The organism is Desulfovibrio sp., assembly GCF_041907885.1.
Classification (GTDB): Bacteria; Desulfobacterota; Desulfovibrionia; order Desulfovibrionales; family Desulfovibrionaceae; genus Desulfovibrio.
In genome coordinates, this window is sequence record NZ_JAYRGM010000004.1 from 169,900 (window position 1) to 192,679 (window position 22,780).

General features: G+C 56.3%; 16 protein-coding genes and 1 tRNA gene. 5 read left to right on the forward strand and 12 right to left on the reverse strand.

What is annotated here, in order from left to right; all coding sequences use genetic code 11:
• The first annotated feature begins 176 nt into the window (after window positions 1–176).
• Window positions 177–1,976, forward strand: coding sequence for a methyl-accepting chemotaxis protein (locus tag ACE3NW_RS04340; protein ID WP_374280755.1), 1,800 nt, complete (start codon window positions 177–179; stop codon window positions 1,974–1,976).
• Between the two features lie 89 nt (window positions 1,977–2,065).
• Here the strand turns inward: ACE3NW_RS04340 and ACE3NW_RS04345 are convergent, their stop codons facing one another.
• Window positions 2,066–3,523, reverse strand: a complete 1,458-nt coding sequence (locus tag ACE3NW_RS04345) for a PLP-dependent aminotransferase family protein (protein ID WP_374280757.1) — start codon at window positions 3,521–3,523, stop codon at window positions 2,066–2,068.
• Window positions 3,524–3,630: 107 nt separating this feature from the next.
• Between ACE3NW_RS04345 and ACE3NW_RS04350 the strand changes: the two genes are divergently transcribed.
• Window positions 3,631–4,683, forward strand: coding sequence for a DMT family transporter (locus ACE3NW_RS04350; RefSeq protein ID WP_374280759.1), 1,053 nt, complete (start codon window positions 3,631–3,633; stop codon window positions 4,681–4,683).
• 144 nt (window positions 4,684–4,827) lie between these two features.
• On the opposite strand, the gene ACE3NW_RS04355 is transcribed toward ACE3NW_RS04350, so the two are convergent.
• The 8 genes from ACE3NW_RS04355 to ACE3NW_RS04390 all read right to left on the reverse strand — a co-directional run bounded on the left by ACE3NW_RS04355 (window position 4,828) and on the right by ACE3NW_RS04390 (window position 13,431).
• On the reverse strand, window positions 4,828–6,585 hold the full coding sequence (locus tag ACE3NW_RS04355) for a methyl-accepting chemotaxis protein (RefSeq protein WP_374280761.1): 1,758 nt from the start codon (window positions 6,583–6,585) through the stop codon (window positions 4,828–4,830).
• A gap of 347 nt (window positions 6,586–6,932) precedes the next feature.
• Complete coding sequence (locus tag ACE3NW_RS04360; RefSeq protein WP_374280763.1) at window positions 6,933–7,922, reverse strand: ABC transporter ATP-binding protein; 990 nt, start codon at window positions 7,920–7,922, stop codon at window positions 6,933–6,935.
• A 1,017-nt stretch (window positions 7,923–8,939) separates the two neighbouring features.
• Complete coding sequence (locus tag ACE3NW_RS04365; protein WP_374280765.1) at window positions 8,940–9,785, reverse strand: VacJ family lipoprotein; 846 nt, start codon at window positions 9,783–9,785, stop codon at window positions 8,940–8,942.
• Complete coding sequence (locus ACE3NW_RS04370; protein WP_374280767.1) at window positions 9,775–10,419, reverse strand: ABC transporter substrate-binding protein; 645 nt, start codon at window positions 10,417–10,419, stop codon at window positions 9,775–9,777. Before ACE3NW_RS04370 ends, ACE3NW_RS04365 begins: the two co-directional genes overlap by 11 nt.
• Window positions 10,420–10,421: 2 nt before the next feature.
• Window positions 10,422–10,874 carry an outer membrane lipid asymmetry maintenance protein MlaD gene (gene mlaD, locus ACE3NW_RS04375; protein WP_374280769.1) on the reverse strand — a complete coding sequence of 151 codons (453 nt, stop codon included), beginning with the start codon at window positions 10,872–10,874 and terminating at the stop codon, window positions 10,422–10,424.
• A 129-nt stretch (window positions 10,875–11,003) separates the two neighbouring features.
• Window positions 11,004–11,819, reverse strand: a complete 816-nt coding sequence (locus ACE3NW_RS04380; protein WP_374280771.1) for an ABC transporter ATP-binding protein — start codon at window positions 11,817–11,819, stop codon at window positions 11,004–11,006.
• Window positions 11,820–11,982: 163 nt separating this feature from the next.
• The gene (locus ACE3NW_RS04385; protein WP_374280774.1) at window positions 11,983–12,720 is read right to left on the reverse strand and encodes a YebC/PmpR family DNA-binding transcriptional regulator; all 738 of its coding nucleotides are present in this window, start codon (window positions 12,718–12,720) and stop codon (window positions 11,983–11,985) included.
• Between the two features lie 30 nt (window positions 12,721–12,750).
• Window positions 12,751–13,431 carry an RlmE family RNA methyltransferase gene (locus tag ACE3NW_RS04390; protein WP_374280776.1) on the reverse strand — a complete coding sequence of 227 codons (681 nt, stop codon included), beginning with the start codon at window positions 13,429–13,431 and terminating at the stop codon, window positions 12,751–12,753.
• A gap of 180 nt (window positions 13,432–13,611) precedes the next feature.
• On the opposite strand from ACE3NW_RS04390, the gene ACE3NW_RS04395 reads away from it, so the two are divergent.
• From ACE3NW_RS04395 to ACE3NW_RS04405, 3 genes are all read left to right on the forward strand, one after another.
• Entirely contained in the window at window positions 13,612–14,148 is a 537-nt protein-coding gene (locus ACE3NW_RS04395; RefSeq protein WP_374280778.1) for a superoxide dismutase family protein, read from the forward strand.
• Between the two features lie 283 nt (window positions 14,149–14,431).
• Window positions 14,432–16,033, forward strand: coding sequence for a DUF3880 domain-containing protein (locus ACE3NW_RS04400; RefSeq protein WP_374280780.1), 1,602 nt, complete (start codon window positions 14,432–14,434; stop codon window positions 16,031–16,033).
• 421 nt (window positions 16,034–16,454) lie between these two features.
• Window positions 16,455–16,530 (forward strand) — tRNA-Ala (locus tag ACE3NW_RS04405).
• A gap of 159 nt (window positions 16,531–16,689) precedes the next feature.
• Here the strand turns inward: ACE3NW_RS04405 and ACE3NW_RS04410 are convergent.
• From ACE3NW_RS04410 to ACE3NW_RS04420, 3 genes are all read right to left on the reverse strand, one after another.
• Window positions 16,690–17,337, reverse strand: coding sequence for a hypothetical protein (locus ACE3NW_RS04410; RefSeq protein ID WP_374280782.1), 648 nt, complete (start codon window positions 17,335–17,337; stop codon window positions 16,690–16,692).
• A 9-nt stretch (window positions 17,338–17,346) separates the two neighbouring features.
• Window positions 17,347–20,049, reverse strand: a complete 2,703-nt coding sequence (locus ACE3NW_RS04415; RefSeq protein ID WP_374280785.1) for an ATP-binding protein — start codon at window positions 20,047–20,049, stop codon at window positions 17,347–17,349.
• 261 nt (window positions 20,050–20,310) lie between these two features.
• On the reverse strand, window positions 20,311–22,356 hold the full coding sequence (locus ACE3NW_RS04420) for a hypothetical protein (protein ID WP_374280787.1): 2,046 nt from the start codon (window positions 22,354–22,356) through the stop codon (window positions 20,311–20,313).
• Window positions 22,357–22,780 lie beyond the last annotated feature (424 nt).

Below are 22,780 nucleotides of genomic sequence, written 5' to 3' on the forward strand. Positions count from 1 at the left end.
CCTGCGCACAACATGCGCAGCGTGGCAAATCCGTGCATATGCGCCCGTGGCCTTCAAATTGCTGTGCAACAGATGCGGCATCCCGCAGTGTCAGCTCTGCGGCAGGGCCCTGTTCTGCTGACCCTGCGCGTGCGCTTTCAGGCCAGCCTCACCGTGCTTATTGAGGAGATTCATACGTGCTTAGAAATTTCAGCATCAGCCAGCGGATCGTTTTTTTTGTCATCATCATGATCGCCATGATCATTTCCACGGCGGCAGTGTCGGTGCGCATGACCGAGGGCATCATTGGCGATGGCACTGCCCTGGCCAAGGAAATGCTGCTTGATGCCCAAAAGGCGCGCATCAAGGACATAACCCATTCGCAGGCGCTTGGACTGTCGGCCCTTGTGGCCGGGCAGGCCGAAGAAGAACAGCTGCGAACCATAGCGCAGTATGTGGACAAGGTTCGTTTTGAAAACGACAATTCCGGCTACTTTTATGTGTACAAGGGCACGGTCAACGCTGTCCATCCCACACAAAAGCAGCTGGTGGGCAAGGATCTTGCCAATACCGCAGACAGCCGGGGCGTACACTACGTAAGCGAGCTCGGCAAGGCCGCGCAGGCAGGCGGCGGCTTTGTGGAATTTGTGTTTCCCAAGCCGGGGGCGGGCGAGGTGCTCAAACTGGGCTATGCAGAACAGATAGGGGGAACGCCCTTCTGGATCGGAACCGGCGTGTACATCGACAATGTGGACAAGGCCGAAAGCCAGCTGAGCACCACCATGCGCGTCCTGCTGCACGGCAGGGTGGCACTGTACGGCGGCATTTTTCTGGCAGTGCTGCTGCTGGTTATCTGCCCTCTCTCCTATGTGATGGTCATTTCCATCACCAAACCGCTGGCAGGCATCACCCTGCATGCAAGGGCCGTGGCTCAGGGTAATCTGGATGAAGAATTTGAGGCCACGGGCCGCGACGAAGTAGCCACCCTGCAACAGGCCCTGAAGGCCATGGTGGTCAAACTCAAGGATTTTATCGCCCACGCCGAGAAACAGAGCAGCCTGGCGGGCAAGGCCGCCAGTGAAGCACAGATTGCGCAGGCAGAAGCCATTGAGGCCGAACGCAAGGCAAAGGATAGAACCGCCGCCATGGTTCAGGCCGCCCAAAGACTGGAGCTGGTAGCCCAGGCCGTGAGCACGGCCTCTACCCAGCTTTCTGCCCAGATAGAGCAGTCGGACAAAGGAGCTGCGCATTCGGCCCAGCTGCTCACAGAGGCGGCAACAGCCATGAACCAGATGAATGCCAGCGTGCAGGAGGTGGCGTTGAGCGCCTCCCATGCCTCGGATGCCGCAGGCCGCACCCGTGAGCGGGCTCTTGCTGGCGCGGGGATTGTGGAAAAGGCCGTGCAGAGCATTGGCAGCGTACATGAGGTTTCGCTACGGCTCCGCGAGGGCATGGCAGAGCTGAACAGCCACTCGCAGGCCATTACGCGCATCATGAATGTTATTTCAGATATAGCAGACCAGACCAATCTGCTGGCGCTCAATGCGGCCATCGAGGCTGCGCGGGCTGGTGACGCCGGGCGCGGTTTTGCCGTGGTTGCCGACGAGGTACGCAAGCTGGCGGAAAAAACCTTGGCTTCCACTCAGGATGTGGGCAATGCCATTGCTGCCATTCAGGAAAGCACTGCAAAAAGTGTGAGCGATATGGACAAGGCTGTTGGACAGGTGCAACTGGCAACGGATTTTGCCAACCAGTCGGGCAAGGCACTGGAAGAAATTGTTTCTACGGTTGAATCAACGGCCAGTCAGGTAAACGCCATTGCCGAGGCCAGCGGGCAACAGTCTGCGGCCAGCGATGAAATCAACCATTCCATCGACAACGTAACCCAGGTGGCCCACCAGACAGCCGATGCCATGGGCCAGGCGCAAAAGGCCGTGGCAGATCTGGCCCAGCAGGCCAGGGGACTCGCCGAACTTATTGTGGATATGAAAAACTAGTTCTGCTCGCGGCCTGTCATCACGGGCCAGCAGATGCTCCCAAACATCGGGGCTGCTGCGCAGCATGGGCTGCCAGCGGCCCCGATGCGCTATTCCAGCCATTGCGCCCAGGCGGCCTTGAGACGTGCAACACAGTCGGGAATGTCCTCAATGCGGATTTTGCCAAAGCCCAGAAACAGGGTGTGCGGGGGGCATTCGGCTTTCTCCTGCCAGAACTGCATGGTGGGGTACACGCGCACACCGTGGGCCATGGCCTGCGCTATCAGAATCTGCTGGTCTGTACCTTCTGGAAAGCGCAGCAGAAAATATTGGCCTGTGCCGTTGCCTGTTATGCGCACGCCAGCTCCCAGGCATGAAAGTTCCTTGATGAACAGCGCAAGCCGGTTCTTGAAAACATGCCCCAGGCGGCGGATGTGCCTGTCGTACTGGCCGGTTTCGAGCAGGCGGCCAATGATATACTGGTTGAGCACGGGCACGGTGCTGTTGTATTCGGCAAACATTTCGGCAAAGACCGCCGCAAGTTGCGGGGGCAGAATCATGTAGCCCATACGGATTGAGGGCGAGATACCCTTTGAAAATGTGCCAAGGTAGATGACCCTGTTTTCCGCATCAATGGATTGCAGCGAAGGTATGGGCTTGGAATAGTAGCGAAGTTCGCTGTCAAAATCGTCTTCAAGAATGTAGACGCCGTTGCGCTGCGCCCATGCCAGCAGGGCGTGCCTGCGCCCGATGGGCAGGGTTACCCCTGTGGGAAACTGGTGCGAAGGCGTGGCATACAGGGCAAAGGCCCCTGTCTGCGCGGGCAGGTTTGCCACGGTAAGGCCGTTTTCGTCCACAGGTACAGTCTGTATGGATATATGGTTGCTGCGAAAAACGGCTGCGGCCTTATTGTAGCCGGGGTCTTCCATCACGATGGTCTGTCCGTGACGGGCGGCAATTTTGCAAATGTATTCAAGCGATTGCTGAAGGCCACAGGTAATGATGATCTGCTCTTCTGTACAGCGAACCCCCCGGATACGCTTGAGGTAGGCCAGCAAGTGCCGGCGCAGATAGAGTTCGCCCTGCATGGTCTGAAGGGCAGAAATTTTTTCTTCGCGCTCCAGCATCTCAAGGCACTCAAGCGTGTACTTTTTCCACAGGCTCTTGGGAAACAGGTCAACCGTGTGGCTGCTGTTGGTCAGGTCGTAGACAATGTGCTCTGCCAACAGTTTCGGGGCTTGCGAGGGGGCAGATACGGGCTGGTCTTGCCGCGATGATGGCTGGCAGGCTGGGGAAGGATTTTTTGCGCAGGGCTTGGCCAGCACGAGGCTGGGCACATGCAGCACTTCAAAGCCCACGCCCCTGCGCGGGGCAATATAGCCCTCGGCCATAAGCTGGCCGTAGGCGTTGTCTACCGTATTGCGGCTTACTCCCAGCATGGCAGCCAACATTCTGCTGCCGATCAGCACCGTGCCTTCTGCCAGCACGCCGCTGGCTATGTCCTGCCGCAACTGGCTGTATATCTGCAAATACAGGGGGCCAGTGCTGGTCTTGTTGATGCTGATCATGCTCTCTCCGGGTGGCACCATAAATTATATGTAAGGTGGCGCTTTTGATGGGGCCAATGGCACTATATCAAAGGGGGCAACAATGACAACTCAAGGCAGGAAGGCACATGGGCACGCAGAATGATGCGATGGAACAGGGCGGCGATCTGGCACAATGCTGTACGCGGCAGCGGGGCAATGCCACAAAATATGTTTTGCTGGCCCTGCTGGCCGTGGCCTTTTTGGCAACCGGGGGCATTTTTGTGCGGCAGAGCGGGCTTGCGCCCATTAATACGGGCTTTTACCGCATGCTTTTTTCCATTCCGCTGCTCTGGCCTCTGGCCTATGGCAGGCTGCACAGGCTTAGTGCCAAACAGGTGGCCCTGCTGTTTGTGGCTGGGTTGTTTCTGGCGGGTGATGTGGCGCTGTGGAATACCTCGTTTGGCTATACAACTGTTGCCAATGCCAATCTGCTCACCAATCTCACGCCTTTCACGGTGATACCCGTCGCCTATTTTCTGTTTCACGAGCGGCTTCCCCGCCTGTTTTTGCCTGGGGCTGCGGTGACGCTGGCCGGGGTGATTCTGCTGGTGGGCGGCAAAGCAAGCCCTGTGCCGGGTAATTATTATGGTGATTTTCTTGCGCTGGCGGCGGCCTTTTTCTACGCGGGATTTCTGCTCATCGCCTACCGCCTGCGCGATAGCATTGAAAGCAGTGTTATCATGTTTGTGAGCGCCTTTGGTGGGCTGGTAGGCCTGTTTGCGGCCTCACTGGCAGTGGAGGGCTTGCAGGTTCCGCAGGGATGGAACGACCTGTGGCCCATTCTCGCGCTGACCCTGTGCGTGCAGGTGGTGGGGCATAACCTGCTCACGCACTGCCAGGGCAAACTGAGCGTAAATCTGTCTTCTGTTATCTGTCTGTCGCAACCGGCCATTGCGGCGGTGTATTCGTGGGCGGTGTTTTCAGAACAGCTTTCCGGCCTGGAAATTCTGGGCATCGTTGTTGTGATCGCGGGCGTGTATATAGTCAAACGGCAGTATTCTGCAAAAGCAGAAGAGGACACTGATGCCGTTGCAGGCGGGCACTGTGGCAGGAGGGGCTGGTTACGCAATTTTGCCGCGCGCCTGCGGCCCCAGGTGCGAAATGGCCGCAGCAGCGCTGCCGCAACTGTAGAAGAATAAGGCAAAGCGCCGTGTGCGGGGCGGTACTGCACACGGTATGTCATGCAAAAAAGCGGTGGTTGTTGTGACCACCGCTTTTTTTGTGCGCCACCGTTGGCGAACTGTTCAAAAAAGGTCGTTGTTACCCTGCGATTCCGTCGCGCGTCAGTCACGATTCATGGCTTCCACCAGCTCCATGAGGTTGCGCGCCTGGGCTGCCAGATTGGCAACAGCCTCTGCCGCCTGCCCCATGGCCTGCGAGGTTTGGCGCGACATCTCGCTGATCTCGCCTATGGCTCCGTTTACCTCGTCGCTGGCGGCAGACTGCTGCTCACTGGCGGCGGCAATGGCGTTGACCTGATCTGCTGTGCTTTCCACCGTGGCAACAATATCTGCAAGGGCCTCGCCAGACTGGTTGGCGTAGGTATTTGCCTCTTCAATCTGTCTGGCGGCCTTGTCCACAGAATTGATGCTCTGGGTGGCGCTGGACTGGATGGCCTGAATGGCATTGGCAACATCGTGGGTGGATGCCACGGTTTTTTCGGCCAGCTTACGCACCTCGTCGGCCACCACGGCAAAGCCGCGCCCGGCATCGCCTGCCCGCGCAGCCTCGATGGCCGCGTTGAGCGCCAGCAGATTGGTCTGGTCGGCAATGTCAGAAATAACGCCCATGATGCGGTCGATGTTCTGCGTGTGCTCGTGCAGTTGCGCCATGTCGGTCTTGAGCTCCATGGATACAGCGTGAACTTCGTCAATACTGTGCAGGGAGCGCTTGACGATTTCCGAACCGTTTTCGGCCTTGGCGCGGGTGTCGCTGGAGGCCTGCGATGCAACAGAGGCGTTGCGCGCCACCTCCTGCACCGTTACGTTCATCTGCTGCATGGCTGTGGCTGCTTCGGCCAGCCTGCCCGTGGTCTGCCGCGAGCCCTTGTCGGACTGCTCGATCTGCGCTGCAAGCTGGGTGGTGGCCGCGTTTACGATTTGCGCCACATCCTGAAGGCTTGCCGCAGCGGCGCGCATGGCCTCAGTTTTATTTTGGGCCTCTGCGCCAGCCCTTTCCGCCTGTTGCAGGGCCTGTTCTGTCTGCTTGGCGCTCAGCCGGGCATTTTCCGATTCCTGGCGTGCCTTGGCCATGTTTTCCTTGAGCGTCTGGGCCATGGAAACCATGTCGGCATACACACCGGTTTTGGGGCTGCCATCGTCAATATCGTAGTCGCCGCTGGCAACCCGGCGGGCTATGACCGCCAGTTCGCCGGGGTCTTTGCCCAGCTGCCGGCCCACTGAGCGCGTGAGCACCCAGGTTATGCAGATGCTGATGAGCACAGCGGCCAGCGTTATGGCAATGGAGAGGTTGTTGGCCTTTTGCCCCGCCTCAGCGGCGCTTTGTGCCGCAGCCTTGCTGCCCGTAACGTTGATGTGCACAACTTCGCCATAGGTGTCGCCAAGCTGCTGAAATACGGGCCGGTATTTTTTGTCGTAGGCCACGTTGGCCACACCGCGCCGACCGTCCAGCACGCCCTTGATGATGCCATCGCGTGCCTTGTTTTCCTGCTCTGAAAGCTCGGCAATGCGCGCCATGAGGGCCTTGCCTTCTTCCGTTTCCATACCGGGGGTAGTGCTGCGCAACTGCATGTAGGCGGTGCGGTCGCGCTGGATGGAATCCATGGAATCCTGAAGATTTTTTTCGTACTTGCGGATTTCTTCCGCATAGTTTTGCGACATGATCGAAGCAAGGTCGGCCCGCAGTGAATTGAGCTGCACATTCATTGACTGAATGGCAATGACAGAGGGCAGCCATGCTTCGTCAATTTCGCGCACCTTGCCGTTCATCTCGCCCACGTTGCGAATGGTAATGGCTGAAGACACCAGGATTACCGCTATCAGGCAACCGAAGGAGAGCACAAGTTTTGCGCCAAGTTTCATGTAAGGCTTCCTCCACATTCAGCTGTATGCAGATCTGTAGGGCAGATCTGAGCTACGTTTGGCAGCAAACAGGGGCCGCAGGGGGGCGGCCTTTAGACTGACAATCTGGCGGAAAGAGAATACGCCGCAAATGCTGTGATAGCACCAGCGCATTGAAATAGGGGGGCAATGCGCCTTGGCGGCAGCAGGCATGCGGGTGATCGAATGGCAAAAACCCAGCAAGCCACTATCTGAATTTACGGATTATTGAAAAAAAAGTTTATAGCAGAGGCAATATATCTGCGCAAGCAGGTATCGGCTCTTTGCTGAACGTGCTGGTAGCTGGTTGCGGCTGTTTATTGATCTTTTTATGCCGGATTAACCAGCCAGCAGGCCGTGCTGTGCGCACCGCTGGTAATGGTGGGCGGCATTTCTGCCTTGCAGCGGGGCAGAGCTACGGTGCAGCGGGGGTGAAAGGGGCAGCCGGCAGGCATGTTTTGTAGCGAAGGAACAGTGCCGGGTATGGTGGGCAGTCGGTCTAGCCCGCGAGAGCGGGCACTGGGCGCGGCGTGCAGCAATCCCTGTGTGTAGGGGTGGCGGGCATCGGCAAACAGATCCTGCGCCGGGGCGCTCTCCACCAGTCGGCCCGCGTACATGACACCCACAGTGTCGGCCATTTGGGCCGCCACACCCAGATCGTGGGTGATCAGCAACACGGCCATGCGGCGCTCGCGGCAACGGGCTGCAAGCAAACGCAAAATCTGTCCCTGTATGGTGGCGTCGAGCGCGGTTGTTGGTTCGTCTGCCAAGAGCAGCCCTGGTCTGCACGACAGCGCCATGGCAATCATGACGCGCTGGCGCATGCCGCCCGAAAGCTGGTGCGGATAATCGTCGTATCTGCTTTGCGGCGCGGGAATGCCTACTTCGGTCAGCAAATCAATGGCTGCCTGGCGCGCCTGTGCGCGGCTGAGGCCCTCGTGCAGGCGCAGTGGTTCGGCCACTTGATCGCCGATTTTAAGCACGGGGTTGAGGGAGGTCATGGGTTCCTGAAAAATCATGCCTATCTGGCGGCCACGCACGGTGTGCATGGCTTTTTCAGGCAAATCCAGCAGGTTTTGCCCGTGCAGCAGAATGCGGCCATCGAGTGTGGCGTTGGCTGGGGCCAGACGCATGATGGCCTTGGCCGTAAGGCTTTTTCCGCAGCCGGATTCGCCCACAAGGCAGGCCGTTTCGCTTTCGTGTATGCTGAAATCAACATTGCGCACGGCGTGCAGTGGCCCCTCTGCCGTAGCAAAGGAGACGGACAGGTTTTCCAGGTGCAGCAGGGGGGCAGAGGTGTGGGCGTGAGGCTTGTTCATGATTCAAGCCTATCAGAAGGCGGGTGCAAAAAAAAGCCTTGTGCGGGTAGGGGCTCATGCGGCAGGGCTGGCGGGTGAAAGGTCAGGAGCAAAGAGGCCGTGCGAGTTAGGCGTCAGGGGGCAGAGCCTGTCAGCCGCATTTACACAAAACCGACTTTTCCGCCCTGAATGCGTCAGTGCCGGGATTTTGATGCTCACGTACTTGAGTACGCTGCGCTCAAAACCCCGGCGCTTCCTTTTCAGGTCGAAAAACGCGTATTTTGCAAATTCGCCCAACACCAGCCATCGCCTCCGCATTCGCTGCGGCGAGTTTAAGGAAGGTAACTTCACAACCCGCTTTTGATGACGAGCGGCGAAAGGCAGGAAAGGTAGAAGAAGAAAGGCAGACACACAAGAAAGGGGAGAGAAGCAAAAAGCAGGAAGCGTGTGAGTAGTGTGGCGCGAACCGATACAAAGAATTTTTGCTGCAAATAAAGCAATCTGCGGTAGCTGGCTGAAGCGGAATATCATTCGAAGCGGTAGCGGGCTATGGCATTTACGCGTCGCGGAGGGAGATCACCTGAGCGAGCGGAGCGAGAGAGGGAAGCTCCCGCAGCGTAAGACGCGTGCCCTCGCCACCTGATGGAAGCTGAAAACCTTCTTTGGGGGTGCTTCGGGGGGGATGCAAGGGGGGCCGCGAAGGGGGCGTAGCCCCATAACCGGCCCCACCTTGCCGCGCGCCGCGCAGGCGTCCCAATCTTCGCCGGACGGCGAAACTAAATGCCCGAAGGGCAGAAAAATTAAAGGATAACTACTGCACCACGTTAAAAGAGCCCGCACGCCGCGCAGGCGTCCCAAACTTCGCCGGAGGGCGAAACCCCGCGCCCGCAGGGCGGCAAAGATCAAATTACCATTCCCCGCCGGGTAGGCCAAATCGCACGCCGCGCAGACAAAAAATACAATCATAAGACAAAAAAGCCCCCGGCTCAGAAACAACTCGTTCTGCCGGGGGCTTGCATTCATAAGAAATCAGAAAATCTAGTGCATTACCTGCGCCTTGCGGAAGTTCACATAGGCCTCACGCATGGCAATATAAGGATCAACGGCCACGGTGTTCAGGTCTTCGTAAAGGGGCAGCACATCGCCAAGGGCATTGAATCTCAGGCTGCCGCCCACACCCAGGGCAAGCTCGGTGGGTTGCAGATAGAACAGGGGTTCGGCGAAAAGGTCGCCCGCCCGGCCAACGGTATCACGGGCCGAACTTGGACCAAGAATGGGCCACACAAGGTAGAAACCGTGCCCAAGCCCCCAGCGGCCAAGTGTCTGGCCAAAGTCTTCGCCTGTGGGGTCGATGGGCACAATGGTTTTGTGCCCCTTGGCCACATCGGCAAAGCCAGCGCTGGAAGTGGTATTGATGACAAAACGCCCAAATTCCACGCCCGCTTCAAAAAAGCGGAACTGAAGGATATTGTTTGCAAAACGTACAGGAAACAGCAGATTTGAAAAAAAGTTTTTCAACCCTGCGCGCAACTGGTGCGGGGTTACTGCTTCCCATGCGGTGTAGGCTGGCTTGGCAACATACAGAAAGAAGATGTCGTTAAAATGGAACCAGAATCTGTTCCAGGGTTCAAAGGGGTCAGATATGCTCTGGATGGGCTCGTTGTCGTAGTCATCGAGCGTATTGTCAGACCGCATTGTTCCGTAGGGGGCAACAGTGATGGCCCCCGGCTGAAGCTGGGGGGCATTGCCGTACACCGTAGAAGGTGCAGGAGCCTGCTTTGCGGCTGCATTTGCAGGCTCGTGCCACATGCAGAGCAGGGCGGCCAGCAGAATGCCGGGTATGCACAGACGCCCCGGCAACGTTGATGATGTGTTACTGCCCATTACCCTGTCGAACCTCCTGCGCCTTGGCCTTGACCTTGGCGATGAGCTGGTCGGGGCTGCCGCTGTTCAGGATGTCCTGAAATTGGGTGCGATAGTTTTTGACCAGACTGATATTTTCAATCAGCACGTCATACACAAACCACGTTCCATCCTTGGGCAGCATGCGGTAGGCCACGGGAACTTTTTTAGAGTCCTTCATGGTGATCACGGTGCGCACCTCGGTGCGGTCGCCCTTGGGTGAAGAGACTTCGCCAGTGTACAGAACCTGTTCACCGTTGTAGCCGTCAATCTTGCTTAGGTAGGTGTTCAGCAGCAGTTCGGCAAAGGCGTCGCTGAATTGCTGCTGCTGCGCGGGGGAAAAAGTAGCCCAGCGCGGGCCCACAGTGCGCGAAGAAAATTCTTTGAAATCAAAAATGTGCAAAACTTCGTCTTCTATCTGCTGGCGCAGGGGGCGGCGCGTGGCCGGGTTGACGTAGTCCGGATTTTTGATGGAACCGAGGATGCGGTTGATGGAAGTTTCCAGTGCCGTTTGTGCCGGTGAGCTTGCGCGCACCTCTGAGGGCTGCGAGGCAACCGTCAAGAGCACAAAAAGAAAACCGAAAACAATATGGCGCATGATCGTTTGGGTAGACATTGCTATTTGACTCCTCCGAAGGCGTACTTGCCGATGAGGGAACCGAGGTCAACGGCGGATTCTGTTTCAGTAATGGTGTCGCCCGCTGCGAGGATGCGCTCGGAGCCCCCCCTCGAAATGCTGACGAATTTGTCGCCAATAAGGCCGCTGGTGCGAATAGAGGCTATGCTGTCGTCTGAAAGTTTCAGGTCCTTGTCGAGGCGCAGGCGCACAACAGCCTGATTTCTCACGGGGTCTGGGTCAAGCCCTATGCTGATAACACGCCCCACCGGCACGCCTGCCATTTCAATATCAGCCCCAACCCTGAGGCCAGAGGCAGAATCGAAATTGGCGGACAGTTCAAAGCCCTGTTGTCCGAAAACCTCCATCTTGCCAAGCTTGATGGTCAGATAAGCAACACACAAAAGGCCTATCAATACAAAGAGGCCCACGGCGGTTTCACGAACAGTGCTCATAAGGTTTCGGCAGCTCCACAAATAATTCGGCAATAAGATTCAATGGCAGTATATGTGCGCCATGACAAAGTTTCAAGCCCTCTGGTGCGGTAGGTATTCAGATAAATATTGTGGGGGCCCACGGTGGGTTTATGATGCCAGCCAGCTGTCAAGCGCCTGCCGTACCGTCGGGTTGGGGGCTTCCTGCATGGCGGCCTGCGTGTCACCGGGTTCACGCCGCAAAAACTGCCGCAGATAGGGGTTGTCGCTGGCTTCAAGTTCGGCCAGCGAACCAGAAAAAATGGCACGTCCCTCGCCAAGCACAAGCACATGGTCGGCGATGGCGCGCAGGCTGTCCAGATCGTGGCTTACAACAATCACAGACATGTCGGTGTACTGCCTGCGCATGGAGAGCAGCAGTTCGTCCATGCGGGCGGCGGTGATGGGGTCAAGCCCCGATGTGGGTTCGTCGCACAGCAGAATGCGTGGTTCGGCCACAATTGCCCGTGCCAGACCGGCCCGCTTGCGCATGCCGCCGGAGAGCTGGTTGGGATAAAAATCGGCAAAATCTTCCAGCCCCACCATGCGCAGCACCCTCAAGCCCGCCTCGCGCACCAGTTCTTTGGAGAGATTGAGGTGTTCGGTGAGGGGCAGGGTGACATTTTGCACCAGCGAGAGCGCCCCAAGCAGCGCGCCGTCCTGAAACAGCACCCCCATGTGGCGGCGCATGCGGCGAAATTCTTTTTGTGGCAGGCCAAAAAGGTCGTTGTTGCCTATGAGCACCTGACCGGCCTGCGGGCGAGAAAGCCCGATAATATGCCGCAAGAGCGTGGATTTGCCGCAGCCCGAGCCGCCAAGTATCACCGATACCTTGCCGCCCGGCAGCACCGCATTGACATCGCGCAGAACCACATGTTCGCCGTAGCCAACGCTGAGAGCCCTAAATTCAATGTCCCATGCCTGCATGAATACCGCCTGGCCTCTGGTGTGATTTGTCTGTTGTGGGCGCGCTCTGTTTATGGGTTGCGGCCTTGTGACGTGGGGCAGCATAACGCAGTGAGGCAGGAGGAACAAGAGCGGTTGCTGTGCCGTGCGGCGGCCAGATGCCTGCCGCACGGCTGAATTTTTTTTAGTCGGTGGGCATGTCGTCGGGGAAGTCGGCGTTGGCGTAGACGTTCTGCACGTCGTCGTTGTCGTCCAGAGCGTCCATGAGGCGCAGCACTTTCATACCCAGATCGGCGCTTACGGCCACCAGGTTCTGCGGAATCATGGCCAGTTCGGCTTCCTGCATGGCAATGCCAGCAGCCTCAAGCGCATCGCGCACAGAGGTGAAGTCAGACATGGCGGTGTGGATTGTCCACACGTCTTCATCGTCGATAACGTCGTCTGCACCGGCTTCGAGCGCGGCTTCCATGATCTTGTCTTCGGGGTAGGCGGCCTTGTCCACAGAGATGACGCCCTTGCGGTCAAACATCCAGCCCACGCTGCCGTTTTCGCCCATGGCCCCGCCGTGCTTGGTGAACAGGTGGCGCACTTCGGCCACGGTGCGGTTCTTGTTGTCAGTGGCCACTTCCACCATAACGGCAATGCCGCCGGGGCCGTAGCCTTCGTAGAAGGTTTCGGTCAGGTCGCCGCCAGCGTCTTCGCCCGTACCCTTGCGGATAGCCGCCTCAATCTTGTCCTTGGGCAGGTTGACGGCCTTGGCAGCGGCAATGGCCGCACGCAGGCGCGAGTTGCCCACAGGATCACCGCCGCCCTTGGCTGCGATGATGATTTCTTTGGCGGCCTTGGTGAAAATCTTGCCGCGCTTGGCGTCCTGGCGACCCTTACGGTGCTGGATATTGGCCCATTTACTGTGACCTGACATAAAACCTCCGAAACCTTGTGTAGAGTATGTTTATATGCCCGGCGGCGCGTCGTCGGCAACTTCTTGCGAAGATTCGCCTGCGGCTCCGCCCGGCATGTCTGCCGGTTGGGCAACGCCCGCCTGACCGCGAAAACCAAGGCCCACAAAAAAAGTTTCCTTGCTTTCGGCACGCGAGCTTTTGGGCTTGAACGATTTGACCGTGTCAAAAGCCTTGCGCATGGGCGCAAGCAGCTCCTGAATATCCGGCCCCATAAATATTTTGACAACAAAGCTGCCGCCCTTTTTAAGGTGCAGGCAGGCCACGGCCAGCGCCTCGACGGTAAGGTCGAGGGAGCGGGCCTGATCGGTAAAGCGCGTGCCGGTTGTGCGTGGAGCCATGTCGCTGATGACAAGGTCAAAGGGGCCCATTTCTGCGAGCCTGGCTTCAAACTCTGCCGAGCGGTTAAACACGTCTTCCTGCATAAAGGTCACCTGGGGCGGAAAAACCGTCTCGGTGCTCTGAATGTCGCAGGCCAGCACAAGCCCGCGCGATCCAACCTTTTCTGCGGCGCCCAGCGACCACGAGCCAGGGGCAGCGCCAAGATCAAGCACCCGCTGGCCGGGGCGCAGCAGGCGGAACTTGGAGTCCAGCTCCTTGAGCTTGTAGACCGAGCGCGCGGGATAGTTCTCGCGCTTGGCTTTCAGAAAATAATGATCACGGTATTCTTTCATGGTGAGTTCCAACAGGTAACCTTATCCTTTTTTATTGCGTTCGCCAAGTGCGCAGTGTGGCCTCTCGCGCGTTGTGGCAAAGTTTGCGTAAACCTGTTGACCTGTCGAGGTTATCAGGATAAATTTTCAATAAGTTTCCAGAACAGGATTTGTACACACTGTCACCTGTAAGGAGTCGTTATGAAACGGATTCTGTTGGCCGCATGCATTGCGGGCTGCGCGCTGGGGCTGGGCGCGCAGACGGTATTGGCAGAAAGTGTTAAGGTTCCGGTGAACAAGATCAGCGCCGAGGGCGTAGGCGAGGCCATCGGCTTTGTGGTTTTTGACGATGACGGCAAGGGCGGTATGGATATTGCCGTAGAATTGGCTGGTATCGCCCCAGGCGATCACGGCATGCATGTGCATGAAAATGCCTCGTGCGCACCCGCAGCCAAGGATGGCGTCAATGTGGCCGGTCTTGCAGCAGGCGGGCACTATGACCCCACGCATGCGGGCAAACACGAAGGCCCCGGCAAGCACGGTCACAAGGGTGATCTGCCCCTTATCACCGCCGATGCGCAGCAGAATGTGAAGGCCAAGTTGCATGTGACTGACCTGACCACAAAGGATATCAAGGGCCGTTCGCTCATGATCCATGCTGGCGGCGACAATTATTCCGACCAGCCTGCGCCTTTGGGCGGCGGCGGAGCCCGCATTGCCTGCGGAGTTATCAATTAGGCAGGTGTCGGCTTTTGCTGGTTGCTTCCCTGCGGGGAGGTTTGAAACATCGCGAATGTGACAGCCCGGCCGCATCAGTCCATATCAGTCCATAATATAACCGCGCCCGTGCTTGCGATTCTGTCAGGCGCAGGGCACAATGGATCAAAGCGTTTTTATTGATGATATGCCCCGTCAGCTTGCCGCGGCGGGGTTTTTTTATGAAATACGGCGGCAGATTGGCTGCCTGATGCGCTGTTATTGTGCAGTACCGCAGGGCCTTCAGTATTTATCCGGGGAATTCATGGCCGAGCAAAACACGCGTCCCATAAGGGTATGCCTGCCCGATTTTTGGGGGCGAGGCCTAAGCCTGCCCGACACCCCGGAAGCCTGGAGCTGCCGGGGCGATGGTGGCGCTGTTCTGCTCTTGGGCCTGGGGCCGGGGCTGCCCTGGCAGTTGTCCTTTCTCGCCGGGGTGGACGAAGTGTACTGGCTGGAATCGCCGCGCATTGCCAACGCCGTTCTGGCGGGCAGGGCGCAGGCTGGTCTTGGGCCGCGTGGGCCGCTGCCAGCCCACTGGCGTGAGGTTACAGCGGATGAAGCCGTGGACATGGCTGCGGCCTGCCGCTGTTATGTGTACACGCCGGGCCTGCGGCTTGATCCCCGATTTTGGGGGCCTGTGCTGGGCAGGGTAGACGCCGCGCAGAGTGCGGCAATGCCCCGGCCGGGTCGGCCTGCGGGGGCGTGCAGGCCCGTGCTGCTGCCGGGCAACGACGGGCAGCTGTTGCATCAGGAACTGCGCCAGGCCTTTGCCACATGCGGATTTGGGCCGGTGATGGAAAATCTGCCCCCACCGCTGGCCACAGCTGGTAAAGCCGGTGCCGCAAATGGGGATACCTTTGCCGCCAGCTGGCGTGATTTTTTGGGGAGCAGCAAGCCAGAGCTCCTGCTCTCGGTCAATCTGCGCGGGCTGGATGCAGATGGGCGCATATTCCACCTTTGCCAAGCCATGGGCATTCCTGTGGCACTGTGGTTTGTGGATAATCCCTGGCATGTGCTTTCGGGGGTGCGCCTGCCGTGGTGGCAACACGCCCATATCTATGTGACAGATGCCAGCTTTGTGGATGGCCTCAAGGCGCAGGGCGCGGAGCGGGTATGCCATCTGCCACTGGCAGTGGCCCCGCATATGTGGCGGGATTTGGCAGGACTGCCCAATACGCTGGAGTCGCCGCTCTTTGTGGGGCGTTCGGCCTTTCCTGAAAAAGAGCGGTTTTTCGCCGCAGCCAGCGTGCCGCAGGCGCTGGAGGCCGAGGCTGCAAAGCTGCTCGCCAAGAGTAGTGGCCCGCAGGATGCGCCGCACTTTTTTTGGTGGCACAACAAGGTGGGGGGCAGCCTTTGGCCGGGGTATGAAGTGAGGCGCCCGGGTCTTGGGGCCGAGCGCTGCGCGCAGGCCAACAGAAGGCGCTGGCTGCTGGCCGCTGGCGCGGGCAAGGCTGGCGGGGTGCGCGTGGTGGGCGACGATGGCTGGAAAACCCTGCTGCCCGGCGCGGATGTTTCGCCCCCGGTGGACTATTACACTGCGCTGCCCGCACGGTACGCGCAGGCGCAGGCAGTGCTGAACATTACCAGCCTGCTGCTGCCGCACAGCCTGAGTCAGCGGCACTTTGACGTGTGGGCCAGCAGTGGGCTGCTGCTCAGCGATGCCACCCTTGGGCTCGATATTTTTCCAGAGGCGTTGGTAGCGCCCATGCGCCTGCAAGGGCCGGAAGATTTTTTGGCCAGGTGCGCCTGGTTTCAGGCACATCCTGATGACGCACTTGCCCTGCGCCACGCCTGGCGCGAGCATTTGCACGCGGCCCACGGGTACGAGCACCGCATTATGCGCATCATGGAGACACTTGGCTGAGGCCGCGAGCCTTGAGGCAGTGCCCATGCCCGTTTTATCTTCGGTTATCTGGGCCGGTTTGCGGCCAGATTGTGGGCAGACTGTGCGGCAGACTGTGGGCCAGACTGTGGGCCAAACTGCGTGTGGGTTTCCGCGAGGGGCTGCGCATGGATTTGCGCGTGGGGCGCACGAGGATTTGCGCGTGGGGCGTCCCGTGGATTTGCACGAGGATTTGCACGAGGATTTGTCCAAGGGTTTGCACAAGAGGCGGCGCGTAGATTTGCGCGTGGCGCGGCGTGCCGGTTTTTCAGCCATTCTGCGTGTTGGGCGTGTCATATGTGTGGCCCGCCCCGCATGTGAAGGGCTGCCCAGTCGGCAGAACTGCTTGACAAGCCGCACTATTTTGCCTATTGGTCTATTCCTGCGTTTAGCTTTCCATTGTGGGGAAGTAGCTCAGCTGGGAGAGCATCGCCTTCGCAAGGCGGGGGTCGAGGGTTCAAATCCCTTCTTCTCCACCACAATATCAAGGGGTTACGGATAATGCCGTAACCCCTTTTTTCTTTGGGGCGCTATGCCCCCGTCTTTGAGGTAGAGCCGAACAACCCGCAGTCATCCGAAATGCCCTGGGCAGCAGGCAACAGCGGCGGTACTTGTTTTGAAATACTGCGCACTGCAGATTAGCGCTGTACGGTAAACTTTGTGTCGGCAATGTCTTTTTCCAGATCTGCAAGATTAAAATCTGGTTTGAATTTTGATTCTGCTGTGTAGATAAACTCTTCTGTTTTCATTTTGTCACCAATGGAACAGCTTCCATCAAAAAATGATTTGATCTTGGAAAAACTATACTGCAATGCAACAGCAGTCTGTGCATACGAAGCCACTCTCGCAGCCGTGAAAAAGTCACTCTTCATGGCAAACAGCGGGTATGCAGAATCCATGTTCAGGAAGGGGTATTTTTGGCTGATGCCCTGATCAACAAAAGCGATGCCAGCTACGAGCTTGTCTTCCAGACGGCGATTCTGCGCTTTTTCAGGATCAATCTGAAAGTTGCGGATTTCATGTTGGTATTTTGAAAAATCATTACCGCACGATTCCATTGTGATGCCTGCTTCTGCCGCCTGAAGCATCTTTTCGCCCAGTTCTTCAATTTTTTCATCCGGGCGAATTACGCCCAGAACTGTTGCAACCGTCTCCACTATGGCCGAAACAATTTTTAAAACGCCCAAGATAGTTTCACCAATTTTGGACGCAATGGAAGTTGCCATGGACGAGATGGCCTCCGCCGCAGCAGAAATGAAGCTGCAACAACAAGAAAAAAATCCCATAATACACTCCTATTTCAGTTTAGATATGCTTTTGAATGCAGATGCAACAGTATCTTGCGTCGCTTGAACACACTCAAGTATAGTTTTGTTTATGTCTTTTTCTAGGGTTTGGTATTCCGTCAGGCTCTGCACCCCTGATGAAATGCGAGGCGTGGTAATCGCCTTTAATACGCAGAGGAGAATATTTGAAAAAATCGTATTCCAATAGTCGCCCGCTGTGGCGTGCAATGCTTCTCGTATCTCGAAAAAAGCGGCATGCGCGTTCGCATCATCAGAACCAGACGCACCGCCCTTGCCAAAGAGATTGCACAAGTCTGTCGACAAGTGTTCAATAGCCATCAGATCTTTTGGTGCAAGCTTGCCCGCAAGCTCTTTGGGGCACACAGGGCAGTACTGCCAGGGGTGCTGCACCCAATACTGCCATCCCTGTGCAAATGCCTCTTGTTCGTTAATATCGCATGAGGTGTGTACATCTGGGAGCCTTTCCACCTTGGTATGCACGGGCTTTTTCCACCCCTGCGAAAAAACGATGGCTTCACCAGTAAGCAGATTTGATAAAAAGTCTCTTTGTTTTTGTTCCAGAGCCATGGTGTCGCCCACTGTTTCCTTGTCATCCTTGGAAAACAGCTTGTGAATGATTTTTGTATTGGTATTTTTCAATACTTCCGGGGCGAGCTTGTTGGGTATCTGGTCAACAATAATTAGTGATTCACCATATTTACGAATTTCTGCCAGCATGTCAGAAAACATTTCAACCCCCATCATGCGATTGGGGCTGTCGCCTGGCATGGGTCTTTTGAGCAGCCTGTGGGCTTCCTCCACCAGGGTGATATGCTTGAAGTGCGGTTCAATTTTGTGGCGTGCCTTCAGAGCTTCAGAAAGTCTGGCAAGAACGAGCCCCATGACAAAGGACTTGTCTTCACCTGATTTAAGCTCCTCCAGTTCCAGAATGACCTTATGGTCAAGAAGGGTGGTAAAATCCACAGAGCTGCGCGTGTTGAGCATGAGGCCCTTGACTCCTACGCACAAGCTGTCCAGTCGCGCACGCACAGAGCCGATATATTCGTCCTTGAGTCTGTCGCCGAAGCCCTTTTGGGGAATGATTTCCACCAGCTTCTTGATATAGTCGCTGATGGTGGGAAAAAAGGCTCCGCTGCTCCGCCATGCATCTGCCCTGTCTTTAAGAAATCTGTTGCTGTCATCCCTGAAAGACCAGCCAAAGGTTTCATATACCTTATAAAGACCTTCTTCCAACAGGTTGGGGATGGCGGCTTCCATGTCAAAGCTGGCCAAAAAACAGGCCTTCAGCTGGTCAACGTGTGCGGAAAGGCTTTCTCCCTGCAAAAATTCAAACGGGTTAAAGCGAAAAGGTACGCCTTTTTCATTGCCTACTGTGAAGAGTATAATATCGGAAAAAGCCGGGTCATTGAGCAGAACCCGGTATTCTGTCTTGGCTGGTTCTACGACCAAAAAAGGCATGGCCGCATCGTGCAAGATGCGGTGACATGTGGTTGTCTTGCCAGACCCGGTTGTTCCCGCAATAAAAATGTGCTTGTCCAAATCCTGCCGGGACAAAACAACAGGGCGGTGCGCCAGCACTGTGCCCTCTTGCACCATATGCCCCAGATGCAGGCGTTCATCTGGTTCTACCGGGTTGATATTCAATCCAAAAGTAACCTGTTCGCGCAGTTCCAGCCCTGGAACCTCTTTTTGCGGCAGGCCTGCAATAATGCTGATTTCGGCAGGCGTAAGGCAGGTGGCGAGGCTGACCTTGTGCTGGCCAATGGGACGGGAGCACAAAGGCAACAGCGATGATTGTGCATCAAGCCTGTTGTAGATGGAAAAAGAGCTCACAAGTTTGCGTGTGGCATCTGTACGCGGCAAGGCCTGAACGTGTAATGGAAAAAATGTGGAGTTGTCACCTTGATATATTGACGTTACGGCATTTTCGAGCAAGCTTAAATTAGCATTGTTCTCTGCTGCAAGATAGATAGCTGTGTTGTACATGCCCTTGGCACGGCCCTGACGCAATCGTGGCAACAGTTCGTCGTCTATATATTTAAGATATTCAGTGACAGCCTTGTTTTGCTCTTCCCAGGTGACCGAGAGGCTGGAGCCAGAAGTTGTGCTTTTTGATGTGGTGCGGCTCTCGTTGGTGGAGCTTCCTTCAGTTATGCTGTCATTTGTGCCCTTGGAGCGAGAGGAACCCCCACTGCTTGTTCCTCCTTCCTTGCTCCAGCCCGTGTTCTCACTGGTAGAGCGGTTTATCCCCTTGCTTGTTCCCCGGCTTGTGCCCGTGCCTTGTTGTTCGCCAAAGCTGTTTTGCTCGCTTTGCTGTTGACTGCTTTGTACGGACTGTTTTGCAATGCGCTGCAAAATGCCATAAATTTCTTTTACACTGGTATCAAACTGTTCAATGGATTGCTGGGGCATGGGTTCCCATACAATCAGCAGATGGTATTCAACGCCGGACATGATGTTGATAAGCCTATCAACGCCCTGAAAAGAAATATTTTCTTTTTCATTGTTGCGCGATGGAATGCCCAGAACCGTGCTGTAGTAAAGTTTTGGATCTTGCAACGTGCTGGCTATGGAAGGGCATTCTTCAAGATGGCTCCCCAGAAAGTTGCCCTTGAATGCTTTATCCAGCATTGTTTCGTAATCTACGCTGTTAAGCTTGCCACCTTTGTCCGGGTCGGCAACAATGCCCATATACAGCTCTGCGCCCGCCTGCGTGCCGCGCAGGCAGTAGGCCAGACGGCATTGGGGCTTGTTGATGGAGGCCACCACTTTTTCAAAGGCTTCCAGCCGGGGAAAATCTTTTTCATAGGTCAGGCTGTGTATGCGAAAAAAACGGGAGTCATCCCGTGCGTGGGGTGTGTCGAATTTCACCTCCACCTTTGCGCAGTTCTCTTGCCTGAGTAACTGCATTTCTTCATAGAAGTTCGTCTTTTCAGTTTCAAATCCCATGGGTTATACTTCCTTGAGCTCAAAGCGTTTGCGAGTGCTTTGGTCAATGTTTTCGGCGCTTTCTCCAAGGGCCAGCTCTATACTGCCTGGGGTGCATGCGCTCATAAACACCAGCCTGCCCGCATTGTTCGTGCCCCAGCTATGGCGAAGATTATAACAATCCTGGCTGGTGATTTTTTCTTCAATGGCATCGGGCGACAGGCTGTAGCCAAGCACCTCCTGGCCGTGCTGCAAAACTTTTCCCAGTTGTTTCCATTCTCCGTAAGGAGCATTGCGCAGCAAGGTGGGTTTGAGTTTGCCTTCTCTGAAGCGGCCCACGCAAAAACGGAAGGGGCTTTCCTCTGCTGTGCTGTGGCGTTCCACCACGCCCATGCTCTCGCCCGGTGCCATTTTTAGCAGGCCAATGGCCACGCCTGTTTTAAGGGTGGGCGCATCCAGATTGTCATTGTCGGGCAGCAGAGGTTCGTGCAGATGAATGATCTCTTTTTCCGTACCCACAATGGCTTCGATCTGCTCATTAAAGGCGCTTTTGACAAGATTTGACCTGCATGAATTGCCAGCCATGAGTATATGAAATTTATTGGGGGCTATGTTGTTGGCCTTGAATGCCTGCCTGAAGGCGGCAAAAAAGGCCTGTACCCCCTGGGTAATGCGCTGGTGCAACGCGGCGTTTAACTGCTCTTCATCCACAATAAGGGGAAAGCCGGGCACATCTTGCCCGTCCCTGTTCCACAGGGTGAGTTCCAGCTGCCCTGTGGCTTCCTGACCAAGCGAGCCTTCTTCCCACAATGGCCGCAAGGCCTCGCACAGTTTTGTGGTATTGCTTTGCGCAATGGCTGTTGTGTCCAGCAGCAGTTCGCTGCCATGATAGTGGCTGCCTTCTGGCAGAGTAAAAGGAATGGGCGCATTTTTGGCCTGGGCCCCTGATGCGTTTGGCGCATTGCCCGCCAGCAGGGCGTCGCTGTTGTTCTTGATGACCTCCCGCGCCAGCAGCAAAAGCAAATGCTCGCCGCCCAGGTCTTTGTCGCCTGCCGAATCCAGAATTTCGAGCACATCTTCCCATCCGCAGTCTTCCACTTCCTGCGGTTTGGCCTTGCGGTATACGCCAAAGGAAAAGTCTGTGGTGCCGCCGCCAAAATCAAAAACCCCAAAGGGCACGCCCTCTGGCGTGGGCGCCATGTCTGCCATGCAGGGCAGGGCCGCCGCCGCATAGGCCGTGGGTTCGCTCCCCACTTCATGCACATGAAATGCGTTTTGCTGCATCCACGCGCTGTCGTAGGCCAGAGAGGCGGGCAAAGACCTCTCCAGCCCACGCTGAAAGCTTTTGAGAATACGGTCGCGGGTGGCCCTGTCAAATTTCACAGGAAACGTCATGTAATATTCGGTATATATGCGCCCGCCAAAGGATACCTGATTGTTGAGATTCAGGCCAAGAAAGAAGGCGTACAGCTCTATGGGATTAAGCTCTGCTTCCTGATAGTGGCTGCGCACATCGGTGGACATATCTGCCTGGGGAGAATGCAGCTCAACCTCCAGCCCCTGCTGGTCGCACAAGCGCAGGGGAAGCGCGTCCGAAGGGCGGCGTGCCCATGTTTTGATGTCTGTAAGCCCACTGCGCACAACGCCCGACTGGGCCTGCGCATCACAAAATTCTGCCTTGGCCTGATGCGAACAGCGCGCGTCTTCCCAGCGAATCAGCGGCCTGAAAGGGGCTGTATTCCATTTTTCCAGCAGGGAAGCGTAGTTTTCGAATATCAGCACCGTGGGGTTTTCGTAATGTCTGGCCGCAGCGGCCAGTTGCATGTTTTGCAGGCCCACGCGCAACAGGCGGATGTGGCGGTTTTCTTCACGCACTGCCACAACCGTGCTTGTGGTGCCAAAATCTATGCCCACAACGCTGTTATTTTGTACATCTTCCAGGGGCGCGCGCCCTATCAGCTCTTCTGACAAGGTTACGCAGTCATAGCAGGCGGTGTCTGGGGTCTGTTCATCCGGCCAGTACAAATCCCAATGGCCCTTGGCGCTGTCTGTGAGGTAGGATTTCTCCATGACATGCAATCTTGCCCGAAGATTGTCACCCTGCAACAAAAGTTCTTGTGTATTCACAAAGGATGCGCAAGAGGGGTCAGCATTCCAGAACGGTAGCTGCGAGAGCTTTTGATGTGCCTTGAAAATGAGGAAGCCTTTACCTGCTCCCCAACTGGTTCCGCCGCCATCTTCAAAAGATTTGGTGATATCTGAGGGGGCTCCGTTTTTGATGCATCCGCCATAGCTAAAATCATTAAAATTAACTACATCTTTCAGTGCATGTTTGTTATTGATTACTTCTTGTATGTCTGCATAGCTAAAAGTTGTCTGTATAATCATAGGTGAAACTGTTTCATTAAAAAAACCATGTAGATATGTGTGGAATAACTTCGTGATTTCCTTGGGGGTCGCCTTTTCTATGTCATGCTTTGTATTTGATACGACA

Coding starts and splice junctions, on each gene's coding strand:
- ACE3NW_RS04390 (WP_374280776.1), bottom strand. CDS start 13,431: ATGAAAGAATACCGTGATCATTATTTTCTGAAAGCCAAGCGCGAGAAC.
- ACE3NW_RS04380 (WP_374280771.1), bottom strand. CDS start 11,819: ATGCAGGCATGGGACATTGAATTTAGGGCTCTCAGCGTTGGCTACGGC.
- ACE3NW_RS04370 (WP_374280767.1), bottom strand. CDS start 10,419: ATGTCTACCCAAACGATCATGCGCCATATTGTTTTCGGTTTTCTTTTT.
- ACE3NW_RS04350 (WP_374280759.1), top strand. CDS start 3,631: ATGGGCACGCAGAATGATGCGATGGAACAGGGCGGCGATCTGGCACAA.
- ACE3NW_RS04385 (WP_374280774.1), bottom strand. CDS start 12,720: ATGTCAGGTCACAGTAAATGGGCCAATATCCAGCACCGTAAGGGTCGC.
- ACE3NW_RS04345 (WP_374280757.1), bottom strand. CDS start 3,523: ATGATCAGCATCAACAAGACCAGCACTGGCCCCCTGTATTTGCAGATA.
- ACE3NW_RS04400 (WP_374280780.1), top strand. CDS start 14,432: ATGGCCGAGCAAAACACGCGTCCCATAAGGGTATGCCTGCCCGATTTT.
- ACE3NW_RS04360 (WP_374280763.1), bottom strand. CDS start 7,922: ATGAACAAGCCTCACGCCCACACCTCTGCCCCCCTGCTGCACCTGGAA.
- ACE3NW_RS04395 (WP_374280778.1), top strand. CDS start 13,612: ATGAAACGGATTCTGTTGGCCGCATGCATTGCGGGCTGCGCGCTGGGG.
- mlaD (WP_374280769.1), bottom strand. CDS start 10,874: ATGAGCACTGTTCGTGAAACCGCCGTGGGCCTCTTTGTATTGATAGGC.
- ACE3NW_RS04420 (WP_374280787.1), bottom strand. CDS start 22,356: ATGGAGAAATCCTACCTCACAGACAGCGCCAAGGGCCATTGGGATTTG.
- ACE3NW_RS04365 (WP_374280765.1), bottom strand. CDS start 9,785: ATGGGCAGTAACACATCATCAACGTTGCCGGGGCGTCTGTGCATACCC.
- ACE3NW_RS04355 (WP_374280761.1), bottom strand. CDS start 6,585: ATGAAACTTGGCGCAAAACTTGTGCTCTCCTTCGGTTGCCTGATAGCG.
- ACE3NW_RS04410 (WP_374280782.1), bottom strand. CDS start 17,337: ATGGGATTTTTTTCTTGTTGTTGCAGCTTCATTTCTGCTGCGGCGGAG.
- ACE3NW_RS04415 (WP_374280785.1), bottom strand. CDS start 20,049: ATGGGCATTGTTGCCGACCCGGACAAAGGTGGCAAGCTTAACAGCGTA.